The sequence below is a fragment of the Burkholderia sp. HI2761 genome (assembly GCF_002223355.1).
Lineage (GTDB): Bacteria > Pseudomonadota > Gammaproteobacteria > Burkholderiales > Burkholderiaceae > Burkholderia.
Genome location: NZ_NKFN01000007.1, coordinates 235,196 through 255,952, shown reverse-complemented (window position 1 = coordinate 255,952; position 20,757 = coordinate 235,196). Strand labels below are relative to the sequence as shown.

Sequence of the window (20,757 nt, the reverse complement as noted above, 5' to 3'; positions counted from 1 at the left end):
AGGCTGCCCGAGGCGTGTGCGGCGCGACGGCGCGCTGATGTGCACGGCATGCGACGCCGGGCGAACACATTGAGCGACGCGGGCCGCAGCGCCGCCATGTGCCGCGGTGGGTGGCCCGGGGCGGCTGAGGACGACGCGTCCGCGAACGAGGGCGAATCATGAAAGCTACCCGAAAAGGACGTCGCCATCCGCCGTTGACACGCGAATGGCTGCTGCCGCTGCCGCCCGCGCATGCACGCGACATCTCGCTGAAATGCCATATGGCGCTGGTCGCGCTGCGCGGCGGGCACGGTAGCGAAACGTTGCTGATGCGGCTGCGCACGAGCGCGTATCTGGTGTTCCTCGCGCTCGACGATGCGGTCTCTCCCGACGCGACCATCGACCTGTGCGTCGACGCGGAGCGCGTGCTGGACGCGAGCGTGGCGCGCGCCGCGCAAACCGGTGCCTGGACGCTGCACGACGACGAATGCGCGGTGCTCGAACGCGTGCTCGCCGCGCACGACGCATGCGTCGCGACGCTCACGCGGCATCGGCTGGCGGAGCTGTGGCGTCATGTCTGCACGTTCGCTTGCGCCGAACAGCCGGGGCTGGTCGCGCAGGCCGCGGCGAAGATGCAAGAGCCGGCCGTTCTGCACTGAATGGCTGCCCCGGCGGGCCGTGTTTCGTACGCGTCCCATTCCATCGCGCGGCCGTGCACCGTCTAATGACATGACTGGAACTCGGCGAGTCCGGGCGACGACGATCCATCGTCGCGTGGGCGGCGAACGTGCGTGTCGACGCGAGCGCATTTCAGTCAGGAGGAGCGATGGCGCTATACAGGAGCGGTGGCTACTTCACGTGCGGAAGTGGCCGCGCATTCAGCGAGAACCTGCCGCCGGGCAGCAAGGTGACGGTGGCGGGCATCTATCGATGCACCGTGTGCGGCGACGAAATCGGTATTGCGAAATCGCAGACGTTGCCGGCCGAGGAAGCGCATCCGCACGATCTCGATCCGCCGTCCGACCTACTGCTCGATCGGGGGCCGACGGCCTGGCAACTCATTGCCGCGGCGGAATCGCGAAGCTAGGCAATCGACGGCCGCTTCCGGACGCAGGCGCGCAAGCGCGATGCGTCACACGGCGTCCATCAAAACAAAAAGCGCCGCGGAGCGAACCCCGTGGCGCTTTTTCGATGCGTGGCCGCTGACGGCGTGAACCTTCGCGCGGCGAAACGCGCTTAAGCCGCCGTCGCCGACTTCGCCGGCTTCTGCAGCTTGCCCTTGCCGGCGCGCTGGATTTCCTCGAGCTTGATCTCGACGTGGCGCGAGAACACGTACTCAGCCGGACGCTGCTTCGCGATCGAGATGTCCGGTGCGAACGGGCCGTCGGTCTTGATGCCCTTGCGGCTCACGCGCAGCGCCTTCAGCGGGTTCGAGATCGTGTCCATCACGGCCGTGGCCTCGAAGCCGCAGTGGACCATGCAGTCGGCGCACTTCTCGTAGTTGCCGACGCCGTAGTTGTCCCACTCCGTCGTTTCCATCAGTTCCTTGAAGGTCTTCACGTAACCTTCGCCGACCAGGTAGCACGGCTTCTGCCAGCCGAACACCGTACGCGCCGGGTTGCCCCACGGCGTGCACTTGTACGTCTGGTTGCCGGCCAGGAAGTCGAGGAACAGCGACGACTGGCTGAACGACCAGCGCTTGCCGCCTTCGCCGCGCTTCAGGATTTCGCGGAACAGGTTCTTCGTCTTGTCGCGGTTCAGGAAGTGCTGCTGATCCGGCGCGCGCTCGTACGCGTAGCCCGGCGACACGGTGATGCCGTCGACGCCGATCGGGCCCAGCGTGTCGAAGAACTTCGCGACGCGCTCCGGCACCGCATCGTTGAACAGCGTGCAGTTGATGTTCACGCGGAAGCCGCGGCGCTTCGCTTCCTTGATCGCCGCGACGGCCTTGTCGTACACGCCTTCCTGCGACACCGAATGATCGTGTGCTTCCTTGTCGCCGTCGAGGTGGACCGACCAGACGAAATACGGGCTCGGCGCGTAATCGTCCATCTTCTTTTCCATCAGCAGCGCGTTCGTGCACAGGTACACGAACTTCTTGCGCTTCATGATGCCCTTGACGATTTCCGGCATCTCCTTGTGGAGCAGCGGCTCGCCACCTGCGATCGACACGACGGGCGCGCCGCACTCGTCGACGGCCTGCAGGCATTCCTCGACGGAAAGACGCTGGTTCAGGATCGGATCCGGATAATCGATCTTGCCGCAGCCGTTGCACGCGAGGTTGCAGCGGAACAGCGGCTCGAGCATCAGCGCGAGCGGATAGCGTTTGTTGCCGGACAGGTGCTGGCGCACGATGTAGGCGCCGACACGAACTTGCTGGAGCAGCGGAATAGACAAGGTATGTCCTCCTTAAACTTCGCGGGCGACAGCTTGCATGAGCTTCGCCGGCAACTTGAATTCGACTTTTTCTTCACGGCCCGCCATCGTCGCGACATCGACGGGCCCCAGCGCGCGCAGCGCGCCGATTACATCCTCGACCATTTCCTCGGGCGCCGACGCGCCGGCGGTCAGGCCGACCGTCTGCACGCCCGCGAACCATTCGGCCTTCACTTCCGAGCCGTCGGCGACGAGATAGCTCGGCACACCGCTTTCGGTGCCGATCTCGCGCAGGCGGTTCGAGTTCGAGCTGTTCGTCGCACCGACGACGAGCAGCACGTCAACCTGTTCGCTCAGCTCGCGCACGGCGGCCTGGCGATTCTGCGTGGCATAGCAGATGTCGCGCGTGTCCGGGCCGACGAGGTCGGTGAACCGGCGCTGCAGCGCTTCGATGATGCCGCGCGTGTCGTCGACCGACAGCGTGGTCTGCGTGATGTACGCGACCGGCGTATCGACGGGCAGCGTCAGCGTATCGACTTCGGCTTCGCTCTGCACGAGGATCACCTCGGCCGGAATCTGGCCGATCGTACCCTCGACTTCCGGGTGGCCCGCGTGGCCGATCAGGATCAGCCGGCGGCCCGCCGCGACATACTGGCGGCCCTGCACGTGCACTTTCGTGACGAGCGGGCAGGTCGCGTCGAGCACGTCGAGCCCGCGCGCTTGCGCGTCGTGCTCGACCGTCTGGGCGACACCGTGCGCGCTGAAGATCGCGACAGCGCCGTGCGGCACCTCGTCGAGTTCCTCAACGAATCGTGCCCCTTTATTTCGCAGATTTTCGACGACATGCCGGTTATGCACGATCTCATGACGCACATAGACCGGCGCACCGTGCTGTTGCAGCGCGCGATCGACGATCTCGATCGCACGGACAACCCCCGCACAGAAGCCGCGGGGCTGGGCAAGGATGACTCGCATAAGTGAGCGAACTCCGACGACAGATACCGGGGTTCGAGGAGCTGGCACTGCTCGCTCGCCCCGGCTTGATGTTATGAAGGCAGGAACGAACCGGCCGGCCAGGCCCCGGAACCCCGAATTAATCGCGCATTTTAACCCTATCGCGCCGTCCTTGCTTCGGTGCCGTATCGGCATCGTTGCAATTGCGGGAGAGCCGCGTCGGCGCTGGCGCGCGCGGAACCCGGTAAACTGCGCGGTTTCGCGGTCGGCCGCTCCGGCTGCCCGCCATCGCGCTCATTTCAAGGCCATTCGATGACCGTTGATTCTTACGCGTATTGCCCGTCCGACCATGCGGCGTCGGGTGTTTCGTTTCCGACCCCTATTCATGCCGAATGCGCTGGCGCACGGCAGGAGGCATGCCGATGATGCTGGCGATCGCTTTTCTGGTGTCCGGCCTGTCGCTGGTGATCTGGATCGTGCTGCTCGTCGCGCGCGGCGGCTTCTGGCGCGCGCAGCCCGCGCGGCCGCTGCCGCCCGATGCGCGCGGCGCCGCGGCCGAAGCCGGCTGGCCGGCCGTCGTGGCGGTCGTGCCGGCGCGCAACGAAGCCGACGTGATCGCCCGCGCGGCGACTTCGCTGCTCGAGCAGGACTATCCGGGCGACTTCCATCTGATCATCGTCGACGACCACAGCGACGATGGCACCGCCGACGCGGCCCGCGCGGCCGCGCTGGCGATCAACCGCGCCGACCGGCTGACGGTGCTGACCGCGAAGCCGCTGCCGGCCGGCTGGTCGGGCAAGGTGTGGGCGCAGTCGCAGGGGATCGCGGCGGTGCAGACGCTCGGCCTGCCGGCCGATTACCTGCTGCTGACGGATGCCGACATCGGCCATCCGCCCGACGCCGTCGCGCAGCTCGTCACGCGCGCGCAGGCCGAGGATCGCGATCTCGTGTCGCTGATGGTGCGGCTGCGCTGCGACTCGTTCTGGGAAAAGGCGTTGATCCCGGCGTTCGTGTTCTTCTTCGCGAAGCTGTATCCGTTCTCGTGGATCAACAATCCGCGCAACCGGACGGCCGGCGCGGCGGGTGGCTGCATGCTCGTGAAGCGCACGGCGCTCGAGGAAGCGGGCGGCATCGAATCGATTCGCGGCGCGCTGATCGACGACTGCAGCCTCGCCGCGCAGATCAAGCATCGCGGCACCGGCCGGCATCCGATCCGGCTCGATCTCGCCGATCGCAGCGTGTCGCTGCGCCCGTACGACAGCTGGCGCGACATCTGGAACATGATCGCGCGCACCGCGTTCACCCAGCTGCACTATTCGCCGCTGCTACTGGCCGGCACGCTGCTCGGGATGACGATCATCTACCTGGTGCCGCCCGTCGCCGCGCTCGCCTACGGCGCGCGCGCGTGGCCGGCGTGGCTCGCGTGGGCGTCGATGTGCGCCGCCTATGCGCCGATGCTGCGCTACTACCGTCGCTCGCCGCTGTGGGCGCCTGCGCTGCCGCTCGTCGCGCTGTTCTACGTCGGCGCGACGTTCGCGTCCGCGTGGCGTTACTGGCGCGGCGAGGGCGGCCAGTGGAAGGCGCGCGTGCAGGCGCCGGTGGAGCGCTGAGTGTGTTCCGGGAGGCGTGCCTCCCGGCAGCCGGAAAGCAAACAGCCCGATCGGTGCGGACCGATCGGGCTGTTTCGTTTTCGGCGGCGTCGTTTGCCGATGCCGGCGCTTACCGCTGCGTCAGCATCATGTACATCTGGATCACGACGTCCGGCGAGAACGTGAACGGCACCCAGCCGTAGCCCGTATGGCGGGCGACCAGCAGGCGGTCGCCGTTCGCCTGCTTCTGCACGGCCATCATCGGGTTCTTCGTCGTCACGAAACGCCAGCCGGCCGGAATGCCGGGCGGCGGCTCCGGCTGCATCGAGGCGCGCGCATGCGCGAGTTCCTCGATCAGTTGGCCCAGTTGCTCCGGATGCAGCGTGATCGACTCACCGTTGATGGTCAGCGTGAGTTCGTTCTGGGACGGGCGCGCGACGTGCAGCGTCGCCTTGTCGGCCGGCGCGGCGGCGGTATCGGTGTCGGTTTCAACCGCGGAGTCGGTGCGCGCCGCCGGGACGATCGCGGTTTCGGTTTCGCTGCCGGCGGCTGAGGTCGACACCTCGGCTGCTTCGGCAGCAACCGGTGCGACCGCGTGTACGGCCGGCTCCACCGCCGGCGTGTCCGCGGGTGCCGGTTCTACGGCTTCGGCCGCCACGGCGATCGCCGCCGCACTCGTCGCGGCTTCCTTGACGACAGCCTCGACCAGCGCTTCGGCGTCGGCGATGGCCTTGGCGTGGTGCTGCGCGGCCGCTTCGGCCTGGGCGATCGCTTCGGTATGGCGCTGCGTAATGGCTTCGGCTTCGGCGGTGGCTTCGGCGTGGCGTTGCGCGGCGGCTTCGGCCTGGGCGATCGCTTCGGCGTGACGCCGCGTGATGGCTTCGGCCTCCGCGGTGGCTTCGGCGTGGCGCTGGGCGGCGGCCTGCGTGTCGGCCAGCGCCTGCGTGTGACGCTGGGCGAGCGCCTCGGCCTCGGCGATCGCGGCCGCGTGGCGTTGCGCGGCGGCTTCGGCTTCGGCGGTCGCTTCCGCGTGGCGCTTCGCGGCGGCTTCGGCTTCGACGGTCGCCGCGGCATGACGTTGCGCGGCCGCGTCGGCCTCGGTCGCGGCGGCATGATGACGCTGCGCGGCGGCCTCGGCTTCGGCGATCGCCGCCGCGTGGCGCTGCGATGCGGCTTCGGCATCCGCGTGACGTTGCGCGAGCGCTTCGGTCAGCGCGGTGGCTTCCGCATGGCGCTGCGACGCGGCTTCGGCTTGCGTGGCCGCATCCGTATGACGTTGGGCGGCTGCTTCGGCGGCGGCGGTGGCGTCGGCGTGGCGCCGCTGCGCGGCTTCGGCATCGGCGGCAGCGGCCGTGTGGCGCTGCGCGGCGGCCTGGGCTTCGGCTTCCGCCGCCGCGTGACGCTCGGCCGCGGCCCGGGCTTCCGCTGCCGCGGCGCGCGCGAAGGCTTCCGCGCTGCGTGCCGCCTGTTGCGCGGCGTGGTGATCGTGGAGGAGCTGATCGACGCCCGTGGCGAGCGAAGCGATCTGATCGTTCAGGTTCATGCGTGTCTTCTCTGCGTAAGACCCGCGATTTTAACCGCTGCGCCGATGCCGGTCCGTGCGCGACGTGTAACAAAGTGCGCGAAGCGGCGCGAGGTGCGCCGCTTTGTGTTACTTCAGGTAGCCCGCCGAGCCGAACCAGTCGAGCGCATCGCGCAGCCCTTCGCGATACGGGCGCGCCCGGTAGCCGAGCTCGCGCTCGGCCTTCGCCGACGTGAAATACATCTTGTTCTTCGACATCCGCAGCCCGTCCACGGTGACGAACGGCTCCTTCTTCGTGAACTTCGCGACCGCTTCGGCGCCGAGCGCGAGCGGATACAGCGGCCAGCGCGGCAGCGCGATCGTCGGCGCCTTGCGGCCTGTCATCTGCGCGATGTCCGCGAGCATCTGCTGCAGCGGCAGGTTCTCGCCGCCGAGGATGTAGCGCTCGCCGATCCGGCCGCGCTCGAGCGCGAGGAAGTGGCCGTGCGCGACGTCGTCGACGTGCACGAGGTTCAGCCCCGTGTCGACGAACGCGGGAATCTTGCCGAGCGCGGCCTCGACGATGATGCGGCCGGTCGGCGTCGGCTTGACGTCGCGCGGGCCGATCGGCGTCGACGGATTGACGATCACGGCGGGCAGCCCTTCGTCGGCGATCATCCGTTCGACCGCGCGCTCCGCGAGCACCTTGCTGCGCTTGTAGACACCGATCGCCTGCTCGGCCGTGAGCGGCCGGTTCTCGTCGGACGGGTCGCCGGCGCTCGTCACCTTCAGCGTCGCGACGCTGCTCGTGTAGACGATCCGCTCGACGCCTTCCGCGCGGGCGGCGCGCATCGTCGCGACCGCGCCTTCCAGGTTCGCGCGCTCGATCTCGTCGGGGTCGGGCGCCCACAGCCGGTAGTCGGCCGCCACGTGCAGCAGGTAGCGCACGCCGCGCAGCGCGGCGCGCATCGACGCCTCGTCGCGCATGTCGCCGGTGACGATCTCGGCATCGAGATCCGCGACGTTCGTGCGCGGGCTGGTGGGGCGCACGAGCACGCGCACCGCATAGCCTTTCTGCTGCGCGATGCGCGCGACGGCCGAGCCGACGAAACCGGACGCGCCGGTGACGAGAACGAGATCGCGGGAAGTATCAGTCATGCGTTTCCTTCGGGGCCACGCGCGCGGCGCGGCGGTTGGGCATCGGCGAGATTGTACGTGGTCGGCGTGCGCGGCGACGCCCGGCCGGCGCGTGTGCGAAGCGGCCGACCCGACTACAATGCCGGGCTTGAATGCAACGGGAGGGCGACGCGATGAGCCGCAATGAACTGGACGAACGGATCGAGACCTACTACGTGCGGGTGCGCGGCGTCGTGCAGGGCGTCGGCTTTCGTCATGCGACGGTGCGCGAAGCGCATGCGCTGAAGCTGCGCGGCTGGGTCGCGAATCTCGAGGACGGCACCGTCGAGGCGATGATCCAGGGCCCCGGCGCGCAGATCGACCGGATGCTCGCGTGGCTGCGTCACGGGCCGCCCGCCGCGCGCGTGACCGAGGTGACGTTCGAGGAATGCCGGACCGAGCGGCGCTTCGAGCGCTTCCAGCAGCAGTAAGCGGCGCGGAACGATCATGACGGGGTATCCGGAAGCCGGGCGCGGCCTCATGTTGTCGGTGATGGCGTCGACGCTGTTCGCGCTGATGTCGGCTTACGCGAAACTGCTCGCACCGCTCACGGGGCTCGACATCTTCGCGTGGCGCGTCGTGTGGACCGCGCCGGGGGCGCTCGCGCTGATCGCGCTGCGCGGCCGCTGGCCGGCGCTCGTCGAGCTTGCGCGGCGCAGCGCGCGCGACTGGCGCCTGCTGATCGCGCTGCCGGTGAGCGCGGCGCTGCTCGGCGTGCAGCTGTGGCTGTTCCTGTGGGCGCCGCTGCACGGCCGGATGCTCGAAGTGTCGCTCGGCTATTTCCTGCTGCCGCTGACGATGGTGCTCGTCGGCCGCTTCTACTATCACGAACGGCTCGACCCGCTGCAATGGGCGGCGGTCGCGTGCGCGGCGCTCGGCGTCGCGCACGAGGTGTGGGCGACGCGCGCGTTCGCGTGGCCGACGCTGGTCGTCGCGCTCGGCTATCCGCCGTATTTCGTGCTGCGCCGGCGCATCAACGCCGATTCGCTGGCCGCCTTCGCGATCGAGATCGTGCTGCTGTGCCCGATCGCGTTGGCGATGGTCGCGACGAGCACGACGCGCGTCGCCGGCCATCCGCTGCTGTGGGCCGCGTTGCTGCCGGGGCTCGGCATCCTCAGCACGCTCGCGCTCGCGAGCTACCTGAAGGCGAGCCGGATGCTGCCGATGGCGCTGTTCGGAATTCTCGGCTACGTCGAGCCCGTGCTGCTCGTCGTGGTGTCGCTGCTGCTGCTCGGCGAGACGCTCAGCGTCGCGCAGCTCGCGACGTACGGACCGATCTGGGTCGCCGTCGCGCTGACCGCGTGGCACAGCGCAATGCTGATGCGGCGCCTGCCCGCGCGCAAATAACCGCGTCATCGCGACGTGCCGGCCGTGCGGAACGTGCCGCGCATCGCGTGCATCAGCGACCATCCAACCGCGCTCGTTTCTCTGCCTAATCCCTCGATACTGACCGCCAACTGGCGCAGCGCTGACGCGAATCTGGCGACGCTGCCCGCTTCTCCGCGCAACGCTCGCGCTTGTAATCGAAGAGAAGATTCGGTTGCACTTTGTTACTTAGGGTCACCCCTGATCGGCCATTAGACTGAGCTGACCGACTTCCCTTCGTATGCAGCTTTTCAATGAACGGTCATCTCCGTGCCGGGCCGGCCGGGTTGGCGCGATGCGAGCATACGCGTATCGCCGCCGATCGCGCTCGCCTGCTTGTTCCCGATTCCTTCCCCGGTGCGCGTCGCACCGCCGCCGCACAGGTGCGCTCATGTCGTTGAGCCCGCTGCCTTCCGCCACGGTGCCGCCGTCGCGCGGCGGCCGCCTGATCGAAATCGATTTCTTCCGCGGGCTCGTGCTGTTGATGATCGTCGTCGATCACATCGGTGCGAGCGTGCTGTCGCGCGTGACGCTGCACGCGTTCGCGCTGTGCGATGCGGCCGAGGTGTTCGTGTTCCTCGGCGGCTTCGCGACCGCGAGCGCGTACGGCGCGATCGCCGAGCGGCACGGCGCGCGCGCCGCGCAGCGGCGTTTCGTGCGGCGCGCGATGCAGATCTACCGCGCGTTTCTCGCGACGTCGACGCTGATGCTCGTCGTGTCGGCCGTGCTCGATCACTACGGAATCGATGCGCCGAACCTCGCGCTCGACGACGTCAGCGTGATGCTCGCGTCGCCGCTCACGGGCGCGGCCGAGCTGCTGACGTTCCAGCGCCAGCCGTATCTCGCGTCGGTGTTGCCGATGTACGTGCTGTTCGCGCTCGCGTCGCCGGTGCTGGTGCCGTTCGCGCGGCGCCATCCGTGGCTGCTCGTCGCGGTCAGCGCCGCGTCGTGGCTCGCCGCGGGCTGGCTCGGCCCGGAGCTGCTCGACACCGACGGCTTCCGCTGGAGCTTCAACCCGTTCGCGTGGCAACTGATGTTCGTCGCCGGCGTGCTTGCACGCTGCCAGCCGTTCTACCGGCGCATCGCGCTCGGCCGCTGGGGCGCCGCCGCGACCGGGCTCGCGTTCGCGATCGTGCTCGGCTGCGCGAGCTACAAGCTGTTCTCGGGGCTGCCGGTGCCGGAAGGCGTGCTCAAGCGGGATCTCGCGCTGCCGCGCGTCGTGAGCTTCGCGGCCGTTGCGTGGCTGATGGCCGATTGCGTGCGCTTCGGCTGGATCGCGCGGATCGCGCAGGGCGTGCGGCCCGTCGTGGCGGTCGGCCAGCGCGGGCTGATCTGCTTCGTCGCGGGCGCGGCGATTTCGCTCGTGATCGATTCGCTGCTGCATCCGGTGGTGCGGAGCGCCGATCTGCGGCATGTCGGCGTGGGCCTCGCGGCCGACGCGTGCGCGGTCGGGCTGATGATGGCGGTGGCCGGTTCGGGAACGTGGTTCGCGCGATGGCGCGGCGCGGCGGCGTAGGCGCGCGCGAGGGGGCAGGCGGCGCGGCAGGCGCCGCGCGGCATCAGTGAGGTGAGCCGATACGGGAGCGGGGCGTGGCGGTGGCGTCGTCGGCTTCGGCGTCGTCGCGTTCGTCCTGCGCCGGGTCGTCGCGCTCCGCGAGGACCGCATCGGCTTCGGCCGCGGCCCGGGCAGCGCGCATCGCGGTACAGCGCTGCGCATGCCGGATGTCCGACAGAATCCTCAAAAGCCGCGTCGTCTTGCTTTTCATCGTGCTCTCCAGCCAGTGCGCATCTCGCGAAGCGGATGCATTGCCTGCAACCAGTGTAGGACGCGTTCGCGCGCCTGGCGGGAGAATGTGGCGTGCAAGCCGCACGCCGAGGGATAGTACTTACTGCGCGGCGGCGGCCTGCGCCTGCAGCGCTTCGTCGCGGCGCTCTTCCACGCAGCGCTGATGCTGGCGCGACAGGCGGTTCATCAGCGGCAGCAGCAGCAGCGCGAGCAGCATGCCGATCGCGGCGAGCCAGCCGAGCTTCTCGAACAGCGACAGGTAGAGCGGCAGCGATTCGGTGGCCGGCAGTTCGTGCGACGGCATCTGCGCGAAGTTCGCGACGACGCTGCCCAGATACTGCGACACGCCCGTCGCGACGAAATACGCGCCCATCATGAAGCCGCTCATGCGCGCCGGCACGTAGCGCGCGATCATCGCGAGGCCGAGGCCGCTCACCAGCAGTTCGCCGAGCGAGTACAGGCCGTAGCCCCACACCATGAACCACGACGACACGCGGCCGTCGACCGCGTAGCGGCCGCTGATCGTGAACACCAGGTAGCCCGCGGCGACCGCGCCGAAACCGAGCGCGTACTTCGCGGCGACCGGCAGGTCGCGGCCGCCCTTCGCGACGGCGTTGTAGACCCACACGAGCACCGGGCTCAGCAGCATGATCCAGATCGGGTTCAGCGCCTGGAACTGCGCGGCGCTCCACGTGAACAGCGTCGTGCCGAACAGCATGAAGCGCGGGTCGACGTTGCGCAGCGCGAACAGCGTCAGCGACGTCGACATCTGCACGTAGAAGATGAAGAACAGGATCACCTGGCCGATCAGCACGAGCGCCGCGATCAGGCCCGCGCGCTCCGAGCGCTCCGACTTCGCGATCATGTACGCGAAGATCGCGAGGATCGCGAACGCGGCCGTCCACACGCTGGCGACCGCGAGCTGCTTGTGCTGCAGCACGTACAGCGTGATCAGCGCGAGTGCGACGCCGCCGGCCGCGACCGCGCCGAGGCGCTTCCAGCGGATCGGTTCATCGTCCGGCTGCGACCCGACGTGCGCGAGCGTACGGTGCATCAGCATGAAGTTGAGGATCGCGAGCAGCATGCCGCCGCAGCAGACCGCGAACGCGGTGTGCCAGCCCCAGTGATCCTTGATCCACGGCGTCGCGAGCATCGACACCGTCGAGCCGATGTTGACCGCCATGTAGTAGATCGTGAACGCGCTGTCGATGCGCGCGTCGTCGCCTTCGTAGATGCGGCGCACGAGGTTTGCCGCGTTGGCCTTGAACAGGCCGTTGCCGACGACGATCACGCCGAGCGACGCGTACATGTACGTCAGGTGATCGTTCGGCACCGCGAGCATCAGGTAGCCGGCGCACAGCACGGACGCGCCGATGATCATCGTGCGGCGCGCGCCGAGCACCTTGTCGCCGATCCAGCCGCCGATCGACGGCGCGGCGTAGACGAGTGCGGTGAATGCCCCCCAGGTCAGGTTCGCGTGGCTGTCGGTGAAGCCGAGCCGGTCGACCATGAAGAGGACCAGGAGCGCGGCCATGCCGTAGTAGCCGAAGCGCTCCCACATTTCGATGAGGAAGACCGTCGTAAACGATCGGGTCTGTGAAACAGGTGCGTGCATCATCAATCTCGTTTGAAACGGACGGCGCGGATCGCGCGTCGCCTTGGGGGTCGAACTGGCGCCGGAACACTGTGGCCGGATAGGCTTGCGTTGGCGATGGAGCAGTCGGGCGGTTAGCCCGGGCCGGGGACGGACTCCGCCCTACGAGGCGGAGCGAGGCCCCGACCGGCACGCGAATGGTAACGTTTGCCGGTCCGGTGCGTCAGGTGCGCGCCACTCAGGGAAACTCCCGATATGGCAGCAGCTTTCAGGAATATTCGTCTCATCATTTACTTGTAAGCTTGACGCCCGTTCTCCGCAGATTCCCGGAGAGCCGCTTGCAGCTTGCCTGTGAAGCCGGCGAGTCTGGCAAGATAGCGCGTCGTTTCGCTCGCTTCGGGCCCTGTTTAGTGCACCGGGCTCAATGCCGAAGACGTGTACGAACCCGAAGATTAAGCTATCTCGAATTAACTTAGTTACTTTCCATCAAACATTTTTTGACGACCACTTTTCGGCCTGCTATGGTTCCCCCCACTGAAAACTCGCGATCGGCAGACGCTGTCGCACTTGGCGGCAAGATTCGCGCGTTGCGCCAACGTTTGAAGCGCACGCTCGACGACACCGCTACCGCCGCGGGGATTTCGAAGCCGTTTCTGTCTCAAGTCGAGCGCGGGCTCGCGTCGCCGTCGCTGACGTCGCTGGCCGGTATCGCACACGCGCTCGGCGTGACGGTGCAGTACTTCGTGGATACGCCGAGCGAGGAACGCTCGGTGTGCCGAGGCGATCAGCTGCGCTTCTTCGGGTTTGCCGATTCGGCGAACCTGTTCGCGCGACTGACGAACGTGTCCGAAGGGCGCCAGCTGGAGGCGATCCTCGTGAGGATGCCGCCGGGGCAGAAACGGTCCGAGGTGACGACACATGCAGGAGAGGAGTTCCTGTACGTGATTGAAGGGGAAGTGTCGCTGACGCTGGAAGGCAAGACGTTCGTCCTGCAAGCCGGCGACAGTTCGCACTATCAGTCGACGGTGCCGCACAGCTGGGTCAACACCGCGAAGATCGAGTCGGTGGTGGTCTGGGTCGGTACGCCGCGACTGTTCTAACGCACGGGTATTCCTTCGTTTCTTCGACGGGATGCCTGTCGAAAGAAACGTAAGGAATACTAACATGCAATACGAGAACCACGGGCCTCCTCGATCGCTGCACCCGTCAGCGTCTCACGCGTAATCCGCGGCATCCGCCGCGCGACGCTCACCGAACACACTTTCTCAAGACTGCCACGATGAAATCCTTGCATGCCATGTCGGCCGTGCTGGCCGCGCTCGCCCTGACGACGCCCGTCGCCCACGCCGTAACCGTTCCGTCGAACGTCGCGCTCGCTCCGCAACAGGACCTGACGCGACAGGTGCCGGCCGAAGTCGAGTCGCTCGACCCGGCGCACATCGAATCGTGGACCGGCAACACGATCGGCCTCGACCTGTTCGAAGGGCTCGCGCGCATCGATGCGGCCGGCCAGGTCGTGCCGGGCGTCGCGCTGTCGTGGGAACGCAAGACGCCGCAGACGTGGATCTTCAAGCTTCGCCGCGACGCGAAGTGGAGCAACGGCCAGCCGGTGACGGCCGCCGATTTCGTCTATTCGTGGCAGCGCCTCGTCGATCCGAAGACGGGCTCGAAATACACGATCCTCGTCGAATTCATCAAGAATTCGAAGGACATCATCGCCGGCAAGGCCGCATCTTCGACGCTCGGCGTGCGCGCCGTCGATCCGTACACGCTCGAGGTGACGACCGACGTGCCCGTCGCATTCTTCCCCGAGCTGACCGCGATGGCGCCGCTCGCGCCGGTGAACAAGGACGTGGTCGCGAAGTTCGGCGACGCATGGACGCGCCCGGGCAACATCGTCAGCAACGGCGCGTACCAGCTCGTCGACTGGCAGCCGAACAACCGCATCGTGGCGACGAAGGACACGAAGTACTGGAACGCGTCGAAGGTCGTGATCAACAAGGTCACGTACCTGCCGATCGAAAGCGACGAAACCGCGATGCGCATGTACCAGGCCGGCCAGATCGACTACAGCTACTCGATTCCGTCGGGCATCTTCCAGCAGGTGAGCAAGCAGTTCGGCGGCGAACTGCGCCCGGGCCTGCAGCTCGCGACCTACTACTACTACCTGAACAACAGCGACGCGGCGCTGAAGGACAAGCGCGTGCGCCAGGCGCTGTCGATGGTGATCGATCGCGACGTGCTCACGTCGAAGCTCACGCAGGCCGGCGAGAAGCCGATGTACGGGCTGATGCCGAACGGCACGAAGGGCGTGCAGCCGTTCACGCCGGAATGGGCGTCGTGGCCGATGGCCAAGCGCATCGCGACCGCGAAGGACCTGCTGAAGCAGGCCGGCTATTCGGACGCGAAGCCGCTGTCGTTCACGCTCACGTACAACACCAACGACCTGCACAAGAAGGTCGCGCTGTTCACCGCCTCGGAATGGCGCACGAAGCTCGGCATCACCACGAAGCTCGAGAACGTCGAATTCAAGGTGCTGATGAAGGAGCGGCATGACGGCAAGGTGCAGATCGCGCGCGACGGCTGGTTCGCCGACTACAACGACGCGATGACCTTCTTCGACCTGATCCGCTGCGGCAGCTCGCAGAACACCGTCGGCTATTGCAACAAGCAGATGGACGCGCTCGTCGACGAAGGCAACCAGAAGCTCGACGACAAGGCGCGCGCCGCGCTGCTCACGCAGGCGCACGACATGGCGATGAACGACACGCCGATGGTGCCGCTGTTCCAGTATTCGGCCGACCGTCTCGTGAAGCCCTACGTGGGCGGCTATTCGCTGAAGAACGTGATCGACATGCGTGCTTCGCAGGACCTGTACCTGATCAAGCACTGAGCGGAGCGATCATGCTGGCCTACGCATTGAGGCGCACGTTGTGGGCGGTGCCGACGATCCTCGCGGTCATCACCGTCTGCTACCTGCTGCTGCATTTCACGCCCGGCGGCCCGTTCGATACGGAGAAGCAGCTGTCCGCCGCGACGCTCGCGAACCTGAACGCGAAGTACCACCTCGACGAGCCGCTGTGGAAGCAGTACCTGCTGTATCTCGGTTCGCTGCTGCACGGTGATCTCGGCCCGTCGTTCCGTTACGTCGACTGGTCGGTGAACGATCTCGTGAAGAAGGCGCTGCCCGTGAGCCTCGGCGTGGGCGGCGTGTCGATCCCGATCTCGATCGTGGTCGGCGTGCTGCTCGGCACCGTCGCGGCCGTGCGCCGCGACAGCGTGATCGATCGCTTCGTGATGCTGATCGGCAACTTCGGCAACGTCGTGCCGCCGTTCGTGCTCGGCCCGGTGCTGGTGTGGATCTTCGCGATCCTGCTGAAGACGTCGGCCGGCAACGGCTGGCTGCCGGCGGGCGGCTGGGGCGACGGCGGCTGGCAGTACCGGCTGCTGCCGATCGTGCTGCTCACCTTCATCAACGTGTCGCTGCTCGCGCGCGTGATGCGCGGCTCGATGATCGAGACGCTGTCGAGCAACTACATCCGCACCGCGCGCGCGAAGGGCCTGCCGGGCTCGACGATCGTGCTGCGCCACGCGCTGAAGCCCGCACTCATGCCGGTCGTGTCGCTGTTCGGCACGGTCTGCATCACGTCGATCACGGCGGCCGTCGTCACCGAATCGGTGTTCGCGCTGCCGGGCCTCGGGCAGCTCGTCGTGAACGGCGCCATCAACCGCGACTACACGCTGGTGCTCGGCCTCGTCGTGCTGACGACCGTCTTCGCGGTGTTGTTCAACCTGCTGGTCGACCTCGCGTACGCGTGGCTCGACCCGCGCATCCGTTATTGAGCGAGGCATAGCGATGACTCCGACCACTCCCGTCGTCGGCCTGCCCGTGCAGACCGATTCGCCGCCGCGTTCGCGCTCGCCGCTCGAGCTGGCGTTCGCGCGCTTCCTTCACAACCGCGCGGCCGTGTTCAGCCTCGTGCTGCTCGCGCTGATCACGCTCGCCTGCTTCGCCGGCCCGTGGCTGCTCGCGGCCGATCCCGCCGCGAGCGACTGGGGCTCGATCAGCCTGCCGCCGACCTGGACCAACCAGCACTGGTTCGGCACCGACGAGCTCGGCCGCGACCTGCTGGTGCGCACGCTGATCGGCGGCCGCGTGTCGATCGAGGTCGGTCTGCTCGGCACGCTCGTGTCGGGCCTGTTCGGCGTCGCGTGGGGCGCGACCGCGGGCTTCGCGGGCGGCCGCGTCGACTCCGTGATGATGCGCATCGTCGACATGATGTACGCGATCCCGTACCTGCTGATCGCGATCCTGATGATGACCCTGTTCGGCCGCTCGTTCATGCTGGTCGTGCTGACCATCAGCGCGTTCTCGTGGATCGACATGGCGCGCGTCGTGCGCGGCCAGACGCTGTCGCTGCGCAATCGCGAGTTCGTCGATGCGGCGCGTGCGATCGGCGTGTCGCCCGCCTCGATCGTGCGGCGCCACGTCGTGCCGAACCTGCTCGGCGTGGTCGTCGTGTACGCGACGGTCTCGGTGCCGAACATCGTGCTGACCGAGTCGGTGCTGTCGTTCCTCGGCCTCGGCGTGCAGGAACCGATGACGAGCTGGGGCGTGCTGATCCAGGACGGCGCGCAGAAACTGGAATCGATGCCGTGGCTGCTGCTGGCCCCGGCCGTCATGCTGTGCGTGACGCTCTACTGCGTGAACTTCGTCGGCGACGGCCTGCGTGACGCGCTCGACCCGAAGGATCGTTGAGATGACCGCACTACTCGAAGTCGACAACCTCGGCGTGCGCTTCACGCGCAAGGACGCCCCGCCGATCGATGCCGTAAACGGCGTGTCGTTCTCGGTCGAAGCCGGCAAGACGCTCGGCATCGTCGGCGAATCGGGCTCGGGCAAGAGCCAGACCGTGATGGCGATGCTCGGCCTCCTGGCCGCCAACGGCACGACGACCGGCACCGCGCGCTATCGCGGCGACAACCTGCTCGACATGAATACGCGCGCGCTGAACGCGGTGCGCGGCGACCGGATCGCGATGATCTTCCAGGATCCAATGACGTCGCTCAATCCGTTCCTGACGATCGAGCGGCAGATGACCGAAACGCTGCAGCTGCATCGCAAGCTGTCGCGCAAGGCAGCCGTCAAGCGCGCGATCGAGGCGCTCGAATCGGTGCGCATTCCCGACGCGGCGCGCCGCATCCGCATGTATCCGCACGAGTTCTCGGGCGGCATGCGCCAGCGCGTGATGATCGCGATGGCATTGCTGTCCGAGCCGGAAATCCTGATCGCGGACGAGCCGACCACCGCGCTCGACGTGACCGTGCAGGCGCAGATCATCGACCTGCTGCGCGAGCTGAACCGCGAGCGCGGCACCGCGATCGTGCTGATCACGCACGACATGGGTGTGGTCGCCGGCCTAGCCGACGACGTGATGGTCATGTACGCGGGCCGCACCGTCGAATACGCGCCGGCCGAATCGATCTTCGCGGCGCCGTCGCATCCGTACACGATCGGCCTGCTCAACGCGCTGCCGCGCCTGACCGACGCGGACGATGCGCCGCTCGTCGCGATTCCCGGCAACCCGCCGATGCCCGGCACCGCGCCGGCCGGCTGTGCGTTCGCGAAGCGCTGCACGTATGCGGAAGAACGCTGCGGCGCCGCGCGCCCCGCGCTCGAAACCTATGGCGCCGTGGGCGCGGTGCGCGCGTGCCACCGGCCCGTGGCCGATCTGACGGGAGGTCTGCGATGAGCGTCGATGAACGCCGCCAAGCCGGCGCGACGGACGACACGCTGCTGTCCGTCGAGAATCTGAAGGTGCATTTTCGCGTGCCGCTCGGCGGCTATCCGTGGTCGCCGAAGGGCACGCTGCGCGCGGTCGACGGCGTGTCGTTCGACGTCAGGCGCGGCGAGACGGTCGGGCTCGTCGGCGAATCGGGCTGCGGGAAATCGACGCTCGCTCGCGCGTTGATCGGCCTCGTGCCGATGACGGCCGGCACCGTGAAATGGCGCGGCCAGGCCGTGGCGCCCGATCACCTGCGCGGCACCGCGATGCGCAGCGAAGTGCAGATGATCTTCCAGGATCCGCTCGCGTCGCTCGATCCGCGCATGACGATCGAGCAGGTCGTCGCGGAGCCGCTCGTCACGCACCAGCCCGGCCTCGGCCGCGCCGAAGTGCGCCGCCGCGTGGTCTCGATGCTCGAACGCGTCGGCCTGAACGCGCATCACCTGCTGCGTTACCCGCATGAATTTTCCGGCGGGCAGTGCCAGCGCGTCGGCATCGCGCGCGCGCTGATCGGCGAGCCGAAGCTCGTGATCTGCGACGAGCCCGTGTCGGCACTCGACGTGTCGATCCAGGCGCAGATCGTGAACCTGCTGCGCGATCTGCAGCGCGACCTGTCGTTGTCCTATCTGTTCGTCGCGCACGACCTGGCGGTGGTGAAGGCCATCAGCCAGCGCGTGCTCGTGATGTATCTCGGCCGCGTGATGGAGTTCGGCACGCGGCATGACGTGTACGGCGTGCCGCAACACCCGTACACGAAGGCGCTGCTCGATGCGGCGCCGACGCCGGAGCCGGCGCGCGAGCGTGCTCGCCGTCCGATGCTGCTGGCGGGCGAGATGCCCTCGCCGCTCAACCCGCCGTCCGGCTGCGCGTTCCGCACGCGCTGCCCGGTCGCGATCGACGCGTGCGCGCAGGACGTGCCGCTGCCGGAAGTGCGGCAGGGGTCGGCGGCGCGCGTCGCGTGTATCCGCGCGGGCGCGGCGTGATGTGAAGTGACGCAGCAAACATAACCAAGGCAGGTCAACAGGGGTAGGTGCGGCGCGAACGATCTTCGCGCCGCGGGTACAGGCGCGTCCTTAGCCGGGCTCGCCGGGGGGCTGGAAGCGGATCGCAACCGGCGTGGACGACATCAACACAAGACGAGAATCACGATGAAAAAGCAGAAGACGATCGGGACGGCATCGAAGATGCTGCTTGCATGGGGACTACCGGCGCTCGCCGGCGTGTCGCTGACGGGCGTCGCGCACGCCGACGACGCGGCGCCGGCGCCGCTGACGGTCGCGCAGGCCGCGCCGGCCGCCGGGTCGGGCGCAACCGTTGCGCAGGCAACGACCCCGAACGCCATTGTCAACGCCGAGGCGACCCAGGCCGTCACGCCGCCCGACGAGCCGTCGGCGCAGTCGAAATCGAACGGCTTCATTGCCGACAGCCATCTCGACTTCCTGTTCCGTAACTATGCGGACGTGCTCGACAACAAGGGCGGGCCGCATCGCCATGCGTGGGTCCAGGGCGCGATGGCGAACTTCGAGTCGGGCTATACGACCGGCCTGATCGGGATCGGCTTCGATGCGTCGTTGTATGCGGCGCTGAAGCTCGACGGCGGCCAGGGCGCCGGCAGCATGGTGCACATCGCGAAGGGCGGCGGCGGCGGCAACCAGCTCGCGTGGGCCTATCCGGGCATCTACGACATCAAGGCGCGCATCTCGAACACGGTGGTCAAGTACGGTCTGCAGGCCGTCGACAACCCGTTCATGGAGCAGCACGACAACCGTGCGCTGCCGCCGACGTTCCTCGGCGCGACGATCGTCAGCAACGAATTCAAGAACGTGATGCTCGAGGGCGGCAGCTTCACGAAGACCGACGCGCGCGGCCATACGACGCTCACCAACCTGACGACGCAATACGGCGGCACGCGCATCAATCGCCTGACCTACGTCGGCGGCACGTGGGACTACTCGCCGAACGGCGAAGTCGCGCTGTACGCGAACCAGGCCGACGACGTGTGGCACCAGTACTACGCGTCGGTGAAGCACAGCGTCGGCAGCCCGCAGACGATCAAGTGGACCGGCTTCGGCAACGTCTACTCGACGCACGACACGGGCGATGCGCTGCAGGGCAAGATCAACAACAACGCGTACAGCCTGTCGCTGGCCGCGCAGCACGGCCCGCACGAGCTGCTGCTCGGCTTCCAGCAGGTGCTCGGCGATCAGTTCTTCGACTACCTGAACGAAACGAACGGCATCTTCCTGACCAACTCGATGGACGTCGACTACAACGCGCCGCACGAAAAATCGCTGCAGCTGCGTTACACGTTCTACGGCAAGGAAGCGGGCCTGCCGGGCTTCAAGGCGATGGTGTGGGGCGTGACGGGCTGGGGGGCGGACGGCAGCGCCGGCGCGGCGAACGATCCGAGCAAGTCGAGCATCTACTGGAGCAACGGTGCGCCGGTGCAGGGCCGTCACCACGAGTTCGGCTTCATCCCGTCGTACACGTTCCAGAGCGGCAAGCTGAAGAACACGAAGGTCACGTTCATCGCGATGTGGCACGCCGGTTCGGCGCACTACTCGGACGCGACGAACACCGAGTACCGTCTGGTCGTGAACCTGCCGCTGCACGCGTTCTGATGGAAGGGGGCGCAATGCCCCCTATCTCGC

19 protein-coding genes are annotated in these 20,757 nt (G+C 67.6%); 13 read left to right on the top strand and 6 right to left on the bottom strand.

The genetic code is table 11. From position 1 onward, the window contains the following. Positions 1 to 158: 158 nt before the first annotated feature. Both CFB46_RS18675 and CFB46_RS18670 read left to right on the top strand, forming a co-directional pair. Positions 159 to 638: a hypothetical protein gene (locus tag CFB46_RS18675; RefSeq protein WP_027781708.1), complete on the top strand. Its 480-nt coding sequence runs from the start codon at positions 159 to 161 to the stop codon at positions 636 to 638. 167 nt (positions 639 to 805) lie between these two features. Then, the gene (locus CFB46_RS18670) at positions 806 to 1,066 is read left to right on the top strand and encodes a hypothetical protein (RefSeq protein WP_089500790.1); all 261 of its coding nucleotides are present in this window, start codon (positions 806 to 808) and stop codon (positions 1,064 to 1,066) included. A 149-nt stretch (positions 1,067 to 1,215) separates the two neighbouring features. Here the strand turns inward: CFB46_RS18670 and hpnH are convergent, their stop codons facing one another. Further along, entirely contained in the window at positions 1,216 to 2,376 is a 1,161-nt protein-coding gene (gene hpnH, locus CFB46_RS18665) for an adenosyl-hopene transferase HpnH (RefSeq protein ID WP_089500789.1), read from the bottom strand. A 12-nt stretch (positions 2,377 to 2,388) separates the two neighbouring features. Continuing rightward, positions 2,389 to 3,330, bottom strand: coding sequence for a 4-hydroxy-3-methylbut-2-enyl diphosphate reductase (ispH, locus tag CFB46_RS18660; protein WP_027781705.1), 942 nt, complete (start codon positions 3,328 to 3,330; stop codon positions 2,389 to 2,391). 401 nt (positions 3,331 to 3,731) lie between these two features. Between ispH and CFB46_RS18650 the strand changes: the two genes are divergently transcribed. Beyond that, a complete protein-coding gene (locus CFB46_RS18650) occupies positions 3,732 to 4,919 on the top strand; it encodes a glycosyltransferase (protein WP_089502246.1) in 1,188 nt (395 codons plus the stop codon). 109 nt (positions 4,920 to 5,028) lie between these two features. On the opposite strand, the gene CFB46_RS18645 is transcribed toward CFB46_RS18650, so the two are convergent. Continuing rightward, positions 5,029 to 6,441, bottom strand: a complete 1,413-nt coding sequence (locus tag CFB46_RS18645; RefSeq protein WP_089500787.1) for a phage tail protein — start codon at positions 6,439 to 6,441, stop codon at positions 5,029 to 5,031. A 108-nt stretch (positions 6,442 to 6,549) separates the two neighbouring features. After that, positions 6,550 to 7,557, bottom strand: a complete 1,008-nt coding sequence (hpnA, locus tag CFB46_RS18640; protein WP_011659815.1) for a hopanoid-associated sugar epimerase — start codon at positions 7,555 to 7,557, stop codon at positions 6,550 to 6,552. Positions 7,558 to 7,709: 152 nt separating this feature from the next. On the opposite strand from hpnA, the gene CFB46_RS18635 reads away from it, so the two are divergent. The 3 genes from CFB46_RS18635 (at position 7,710) to CFB46_RS18625 (ending at position 10,456) form a co-directional block, all read left to right on the top strand. After that, positions 7,710 to 8,006: an acylphosphatase gene (locus CFB46_RS18635; protein WP_089500786.1), complete on the top strand. Its 297-nt coding sequence runs from the start codon at positions 7,710 to 7,712 to the stop codon at positions 8,004 to 8,006. A gap of 16 nt (positions 8,007 to 8,022) precedes the next feature. Beyond that, on the top strand, positions 8,023 to 8,922 hold the full coding sequence (rarD, locus tag CFB46_RS18630) for an EamA family transporter RarD (protein WP_027781701.1): 900 nt from the start codon (positions 8,023 to 8,025) through the stop codon (positions 8,920 to 8,922). A 409-nt stretch (positions 8,923 to 9,331) separates the two neighbouring features. After that, positions 9,332 to 10,456: an OpgC domain-containing protein gene (locus CFB46_RS18625; RefSeq protein ID WP_089500785.1), complete on the top strand. Its 1,125-nt coding sequence runs from the start codon at positions 9,332 to 9,334 to the stop codon at positions 10,454 to 10,456. Between the two features lie 43 nt (positions 10,457 to 10,499). Here CFB46_RS18625 and CFB46_RS18620 read toward each other — a convergent pair whose 3' ends face one another. Together CFB46_RS18620 and CFB46_RS18615 are read right to left on the bottom strand one after the other, a co-directional pair. Beyond that, the gene (locus CFB46_RS18620; RefSeq protein ID WP_089500784.1) at positions 10,500 to 10,706 is read right to left on the bottom strand and encodes a hypothetical protein; all 207 of its coding nucleotides are present in this window, start codon (positions 10,704 to 10,706) and stop codon (positions 10,500 to 10,502) included. 120 nt (positions 10,707 to 10,826) lie between these two features. Further along, a complete protein-coding gene (locus tag CFB46_RS18615; protein WP_027781698.1) occupies positions 10,827 to 12,344 on the bottom strand; it encodes a peptide MFS transporter in 1,518 nt (505 codons plus the stop codon). 497 nt (positions 12,345 to 12,841) lie between these two features. Between CFB46_RS18615 and CFB46_RS18605 the strand changes: the two genes are divergently transcribed. From CFB46_RS18605 to CFB46_RS18575, 7 genes are all read left to right on the top strand, one after another. After that, positions 12,842 to 13,420: a cupin domain-containing protein gene (locus CFB46_RS18605; protein WP_027781697.1), complete on the top strand. Its 579-nt coding sequence runs from the start codon at positions 12,842 to 12,844 to the stop codon at positions 13,418 to 13,420. 179 nt (positions 13,421 to 13,599) lie between these two features. Further along, complete coding sequence (locus CFB46_RS18600) at positions 13,600 to 15,213, top strand: peptide ABC transporter substrate-binding protein (protein ID WP_027781696.1); 1,614 nt, start codon at positions 13,600 to 13,602, stop codon at positions 15,211 to 15,213. 11 nt (positions 15,214 to 15,224) lie between these two features. Further along, complete coding sequence (locus CFB46_RS18595) at positions 15,225 to 16,163, top strand: ABC transporter permease subunit (protein ID WP_027781695.1); 939 nt, start codon at positions 15,225 to 15,227, stop codon at positions 16,161 to 16,163. Between the two features lie 13 nt (positions 16,164 to 16,176). Next, positions 16,177 to 17,079 carry an ABC transporter permease gene (locus CFB46_RS18590; protein WP_089500783.1) on the top strand — a complete coding sequence of 301 codons (903 nt, stop codon included), beginning with the start codon at positions 16,177 to 16,179 and terminating at the stop codon, positions 17,077 to 17,079. 1 nt (position 17,080) lies between these two features. After that, entirely contained in the window at positions 17,081 to 18,073 is a 993-nt protein-coding gene (locus CFB46_RS18585; protein WP_027781693.1) for an ABC transporter ATP-binding protein, read from the top strand. Continuing rightward, the gene (locus tag CFB46_RS18580) at positions 18,070 to 19,089 is read left to right on the top strand and encodes an ABC transporter ATP-binding protein (protein ID WP_027781692.1); all 1,020 of its coding nucleotides are present in this window, start codon (positions 18,070 to 18,072) and stop codon (positions 19,087 to 19,089) included. Before CFB46_RS18585 ends, CFB46_RS18580 begins: the two co-directional genes overlap by 4 nt. Before the next feature lie 165 nt (positions 19,090 to 19,254). Next, positions 19,255 to 20,727, top strand: coding sequence for an OprD family outer membrane porin (locus CFB46_RS18575; protein ID WP_089500781.1), 1,473 nt, complete (start codon positions 19,255 to 19,257; stop codon positions 20,725 to 20,727). Positions 20,728 to 20,757: the final 30 nt, after the last annotated feature.

Coding starts and splice junctions, on each gene's coding strand:
- CFB46_RS18645 (WP_089500787.1), bottom strand. CDS start 6,441: ATGAACCTGAACGATCAGATCGCTTCGCTCGCCACGGGCGTCGATCAG.
- CFB46_RS18625 (WP_089500785.1), top strand. CDS start 9,332: ATGTCGTTGAGCCCGCTGCCTTCCGCCACGGTGCCGCCGTCGCGCGGC.
- CFB46_RS18620 (WP_089500784.1), bottom strand. CDS start 10,706: ATGAAAAGCAAGACGACGCGGCTTTTGAGGATTCTGTCGGACATCCGG.
- ispH (WP_027781705.1), bottom strand. CDS start 3,330: ATGCGAGTCATCCTTGCCCAGCCCCGCGGCTTCTGTGCGGGGGTTGTC.
- CFB46_RS18675 (WP_027781708.1), top strand. CDS start 159: ATGAAAGCTACCCGAAAAGGACGTCGCCATCCGCCGTTGACACGCGAA.
- CFB46_RS18635 (WP_089500786.1), top strand. CDS start 7,710: ATGAGCCGCAATGAACTGGACGAACGGATCGAGACCTACTACGTGCGG.
- CFB46_RS18605 (WP_027781697.1), top strand. CDS start 12,842: ATGGTTCCCCCCACTGAAAACTCGCGATCGGCAGACGCTGTCGCACTT.
- hpnA (WP_011659815.1), bottom strand. CDS start 7,557: ATGACTGATACTTCCCGCGATCTCGTTCTCGTCACCGGCGCGTCCGGT.
- CFB46_RS18595 (WP_027781695.1), top strand. CDS start 15,225: ATGCTGGCCTACGCATTGAGGCGCACGTTGTGGGCGGTGCCGACGATC.
- CFB46_RS18585 (WP_027781693.1), top strand. CDS start 17,081: ATGACCGCACTACTCGAAGTCGACAACCTCGGCGTGCGCTTCACGCGC.
- CFB46_RS18600 (WP_027781696.1), top strand. CDS start 13,600: ATGAAATCCTTGCATGCCATGTCGGCCGTGCTGGCCGCGCTCGCCCTG.
- CFB46_RS18590 (WP_089500783.1), top strand. CDS start 16,177: ATGACTCCGACCACTCCCGTCGTCGGCCTGCCCGTGCAGACCGATTCG.
- CFB46_RS18615 (WP_027781698.1), bottom strand. CDS start 12,344: ATGATGCACGCACCTGTTTCACAGACCCGATCGTTTACGACGGTCTTC.
- rarD (WP_027781701.1), top strand. CDS start 8,023: ATGACGGGGTATCCGGAAGCCGGGCGCGGCCTCATGTTGTCGGTGATG.
- CFB46_RS18670 (WP_089500790.1), top strand. CDS start 806: ATGGCGCTATACAGGAGCGGTGGCTACTTCACGTGCGGAAGTGGCCGC.
- CFB46_RS18580 (WP_027781692.1), top strand. CDS start 18,070: ATGAGCGTCGATGAACGCCGCCAAGCCGGCGCGACGGACGACACGCTG.
- CFB46_RS18650 (WP_089502246.1), top strand. CDS start 3,732: ATGATGCTGGCGATCGCTTTTCTGGTGTCCGGCCTGTCGCTGGTGATC.
- CFB46_RS18575 (WP_089500781.1), top strand. CDS start 19,255: ATGAAAAAGCAGAAGACGATCGGGACGGCATCGAAGATGCTGCTTGCA.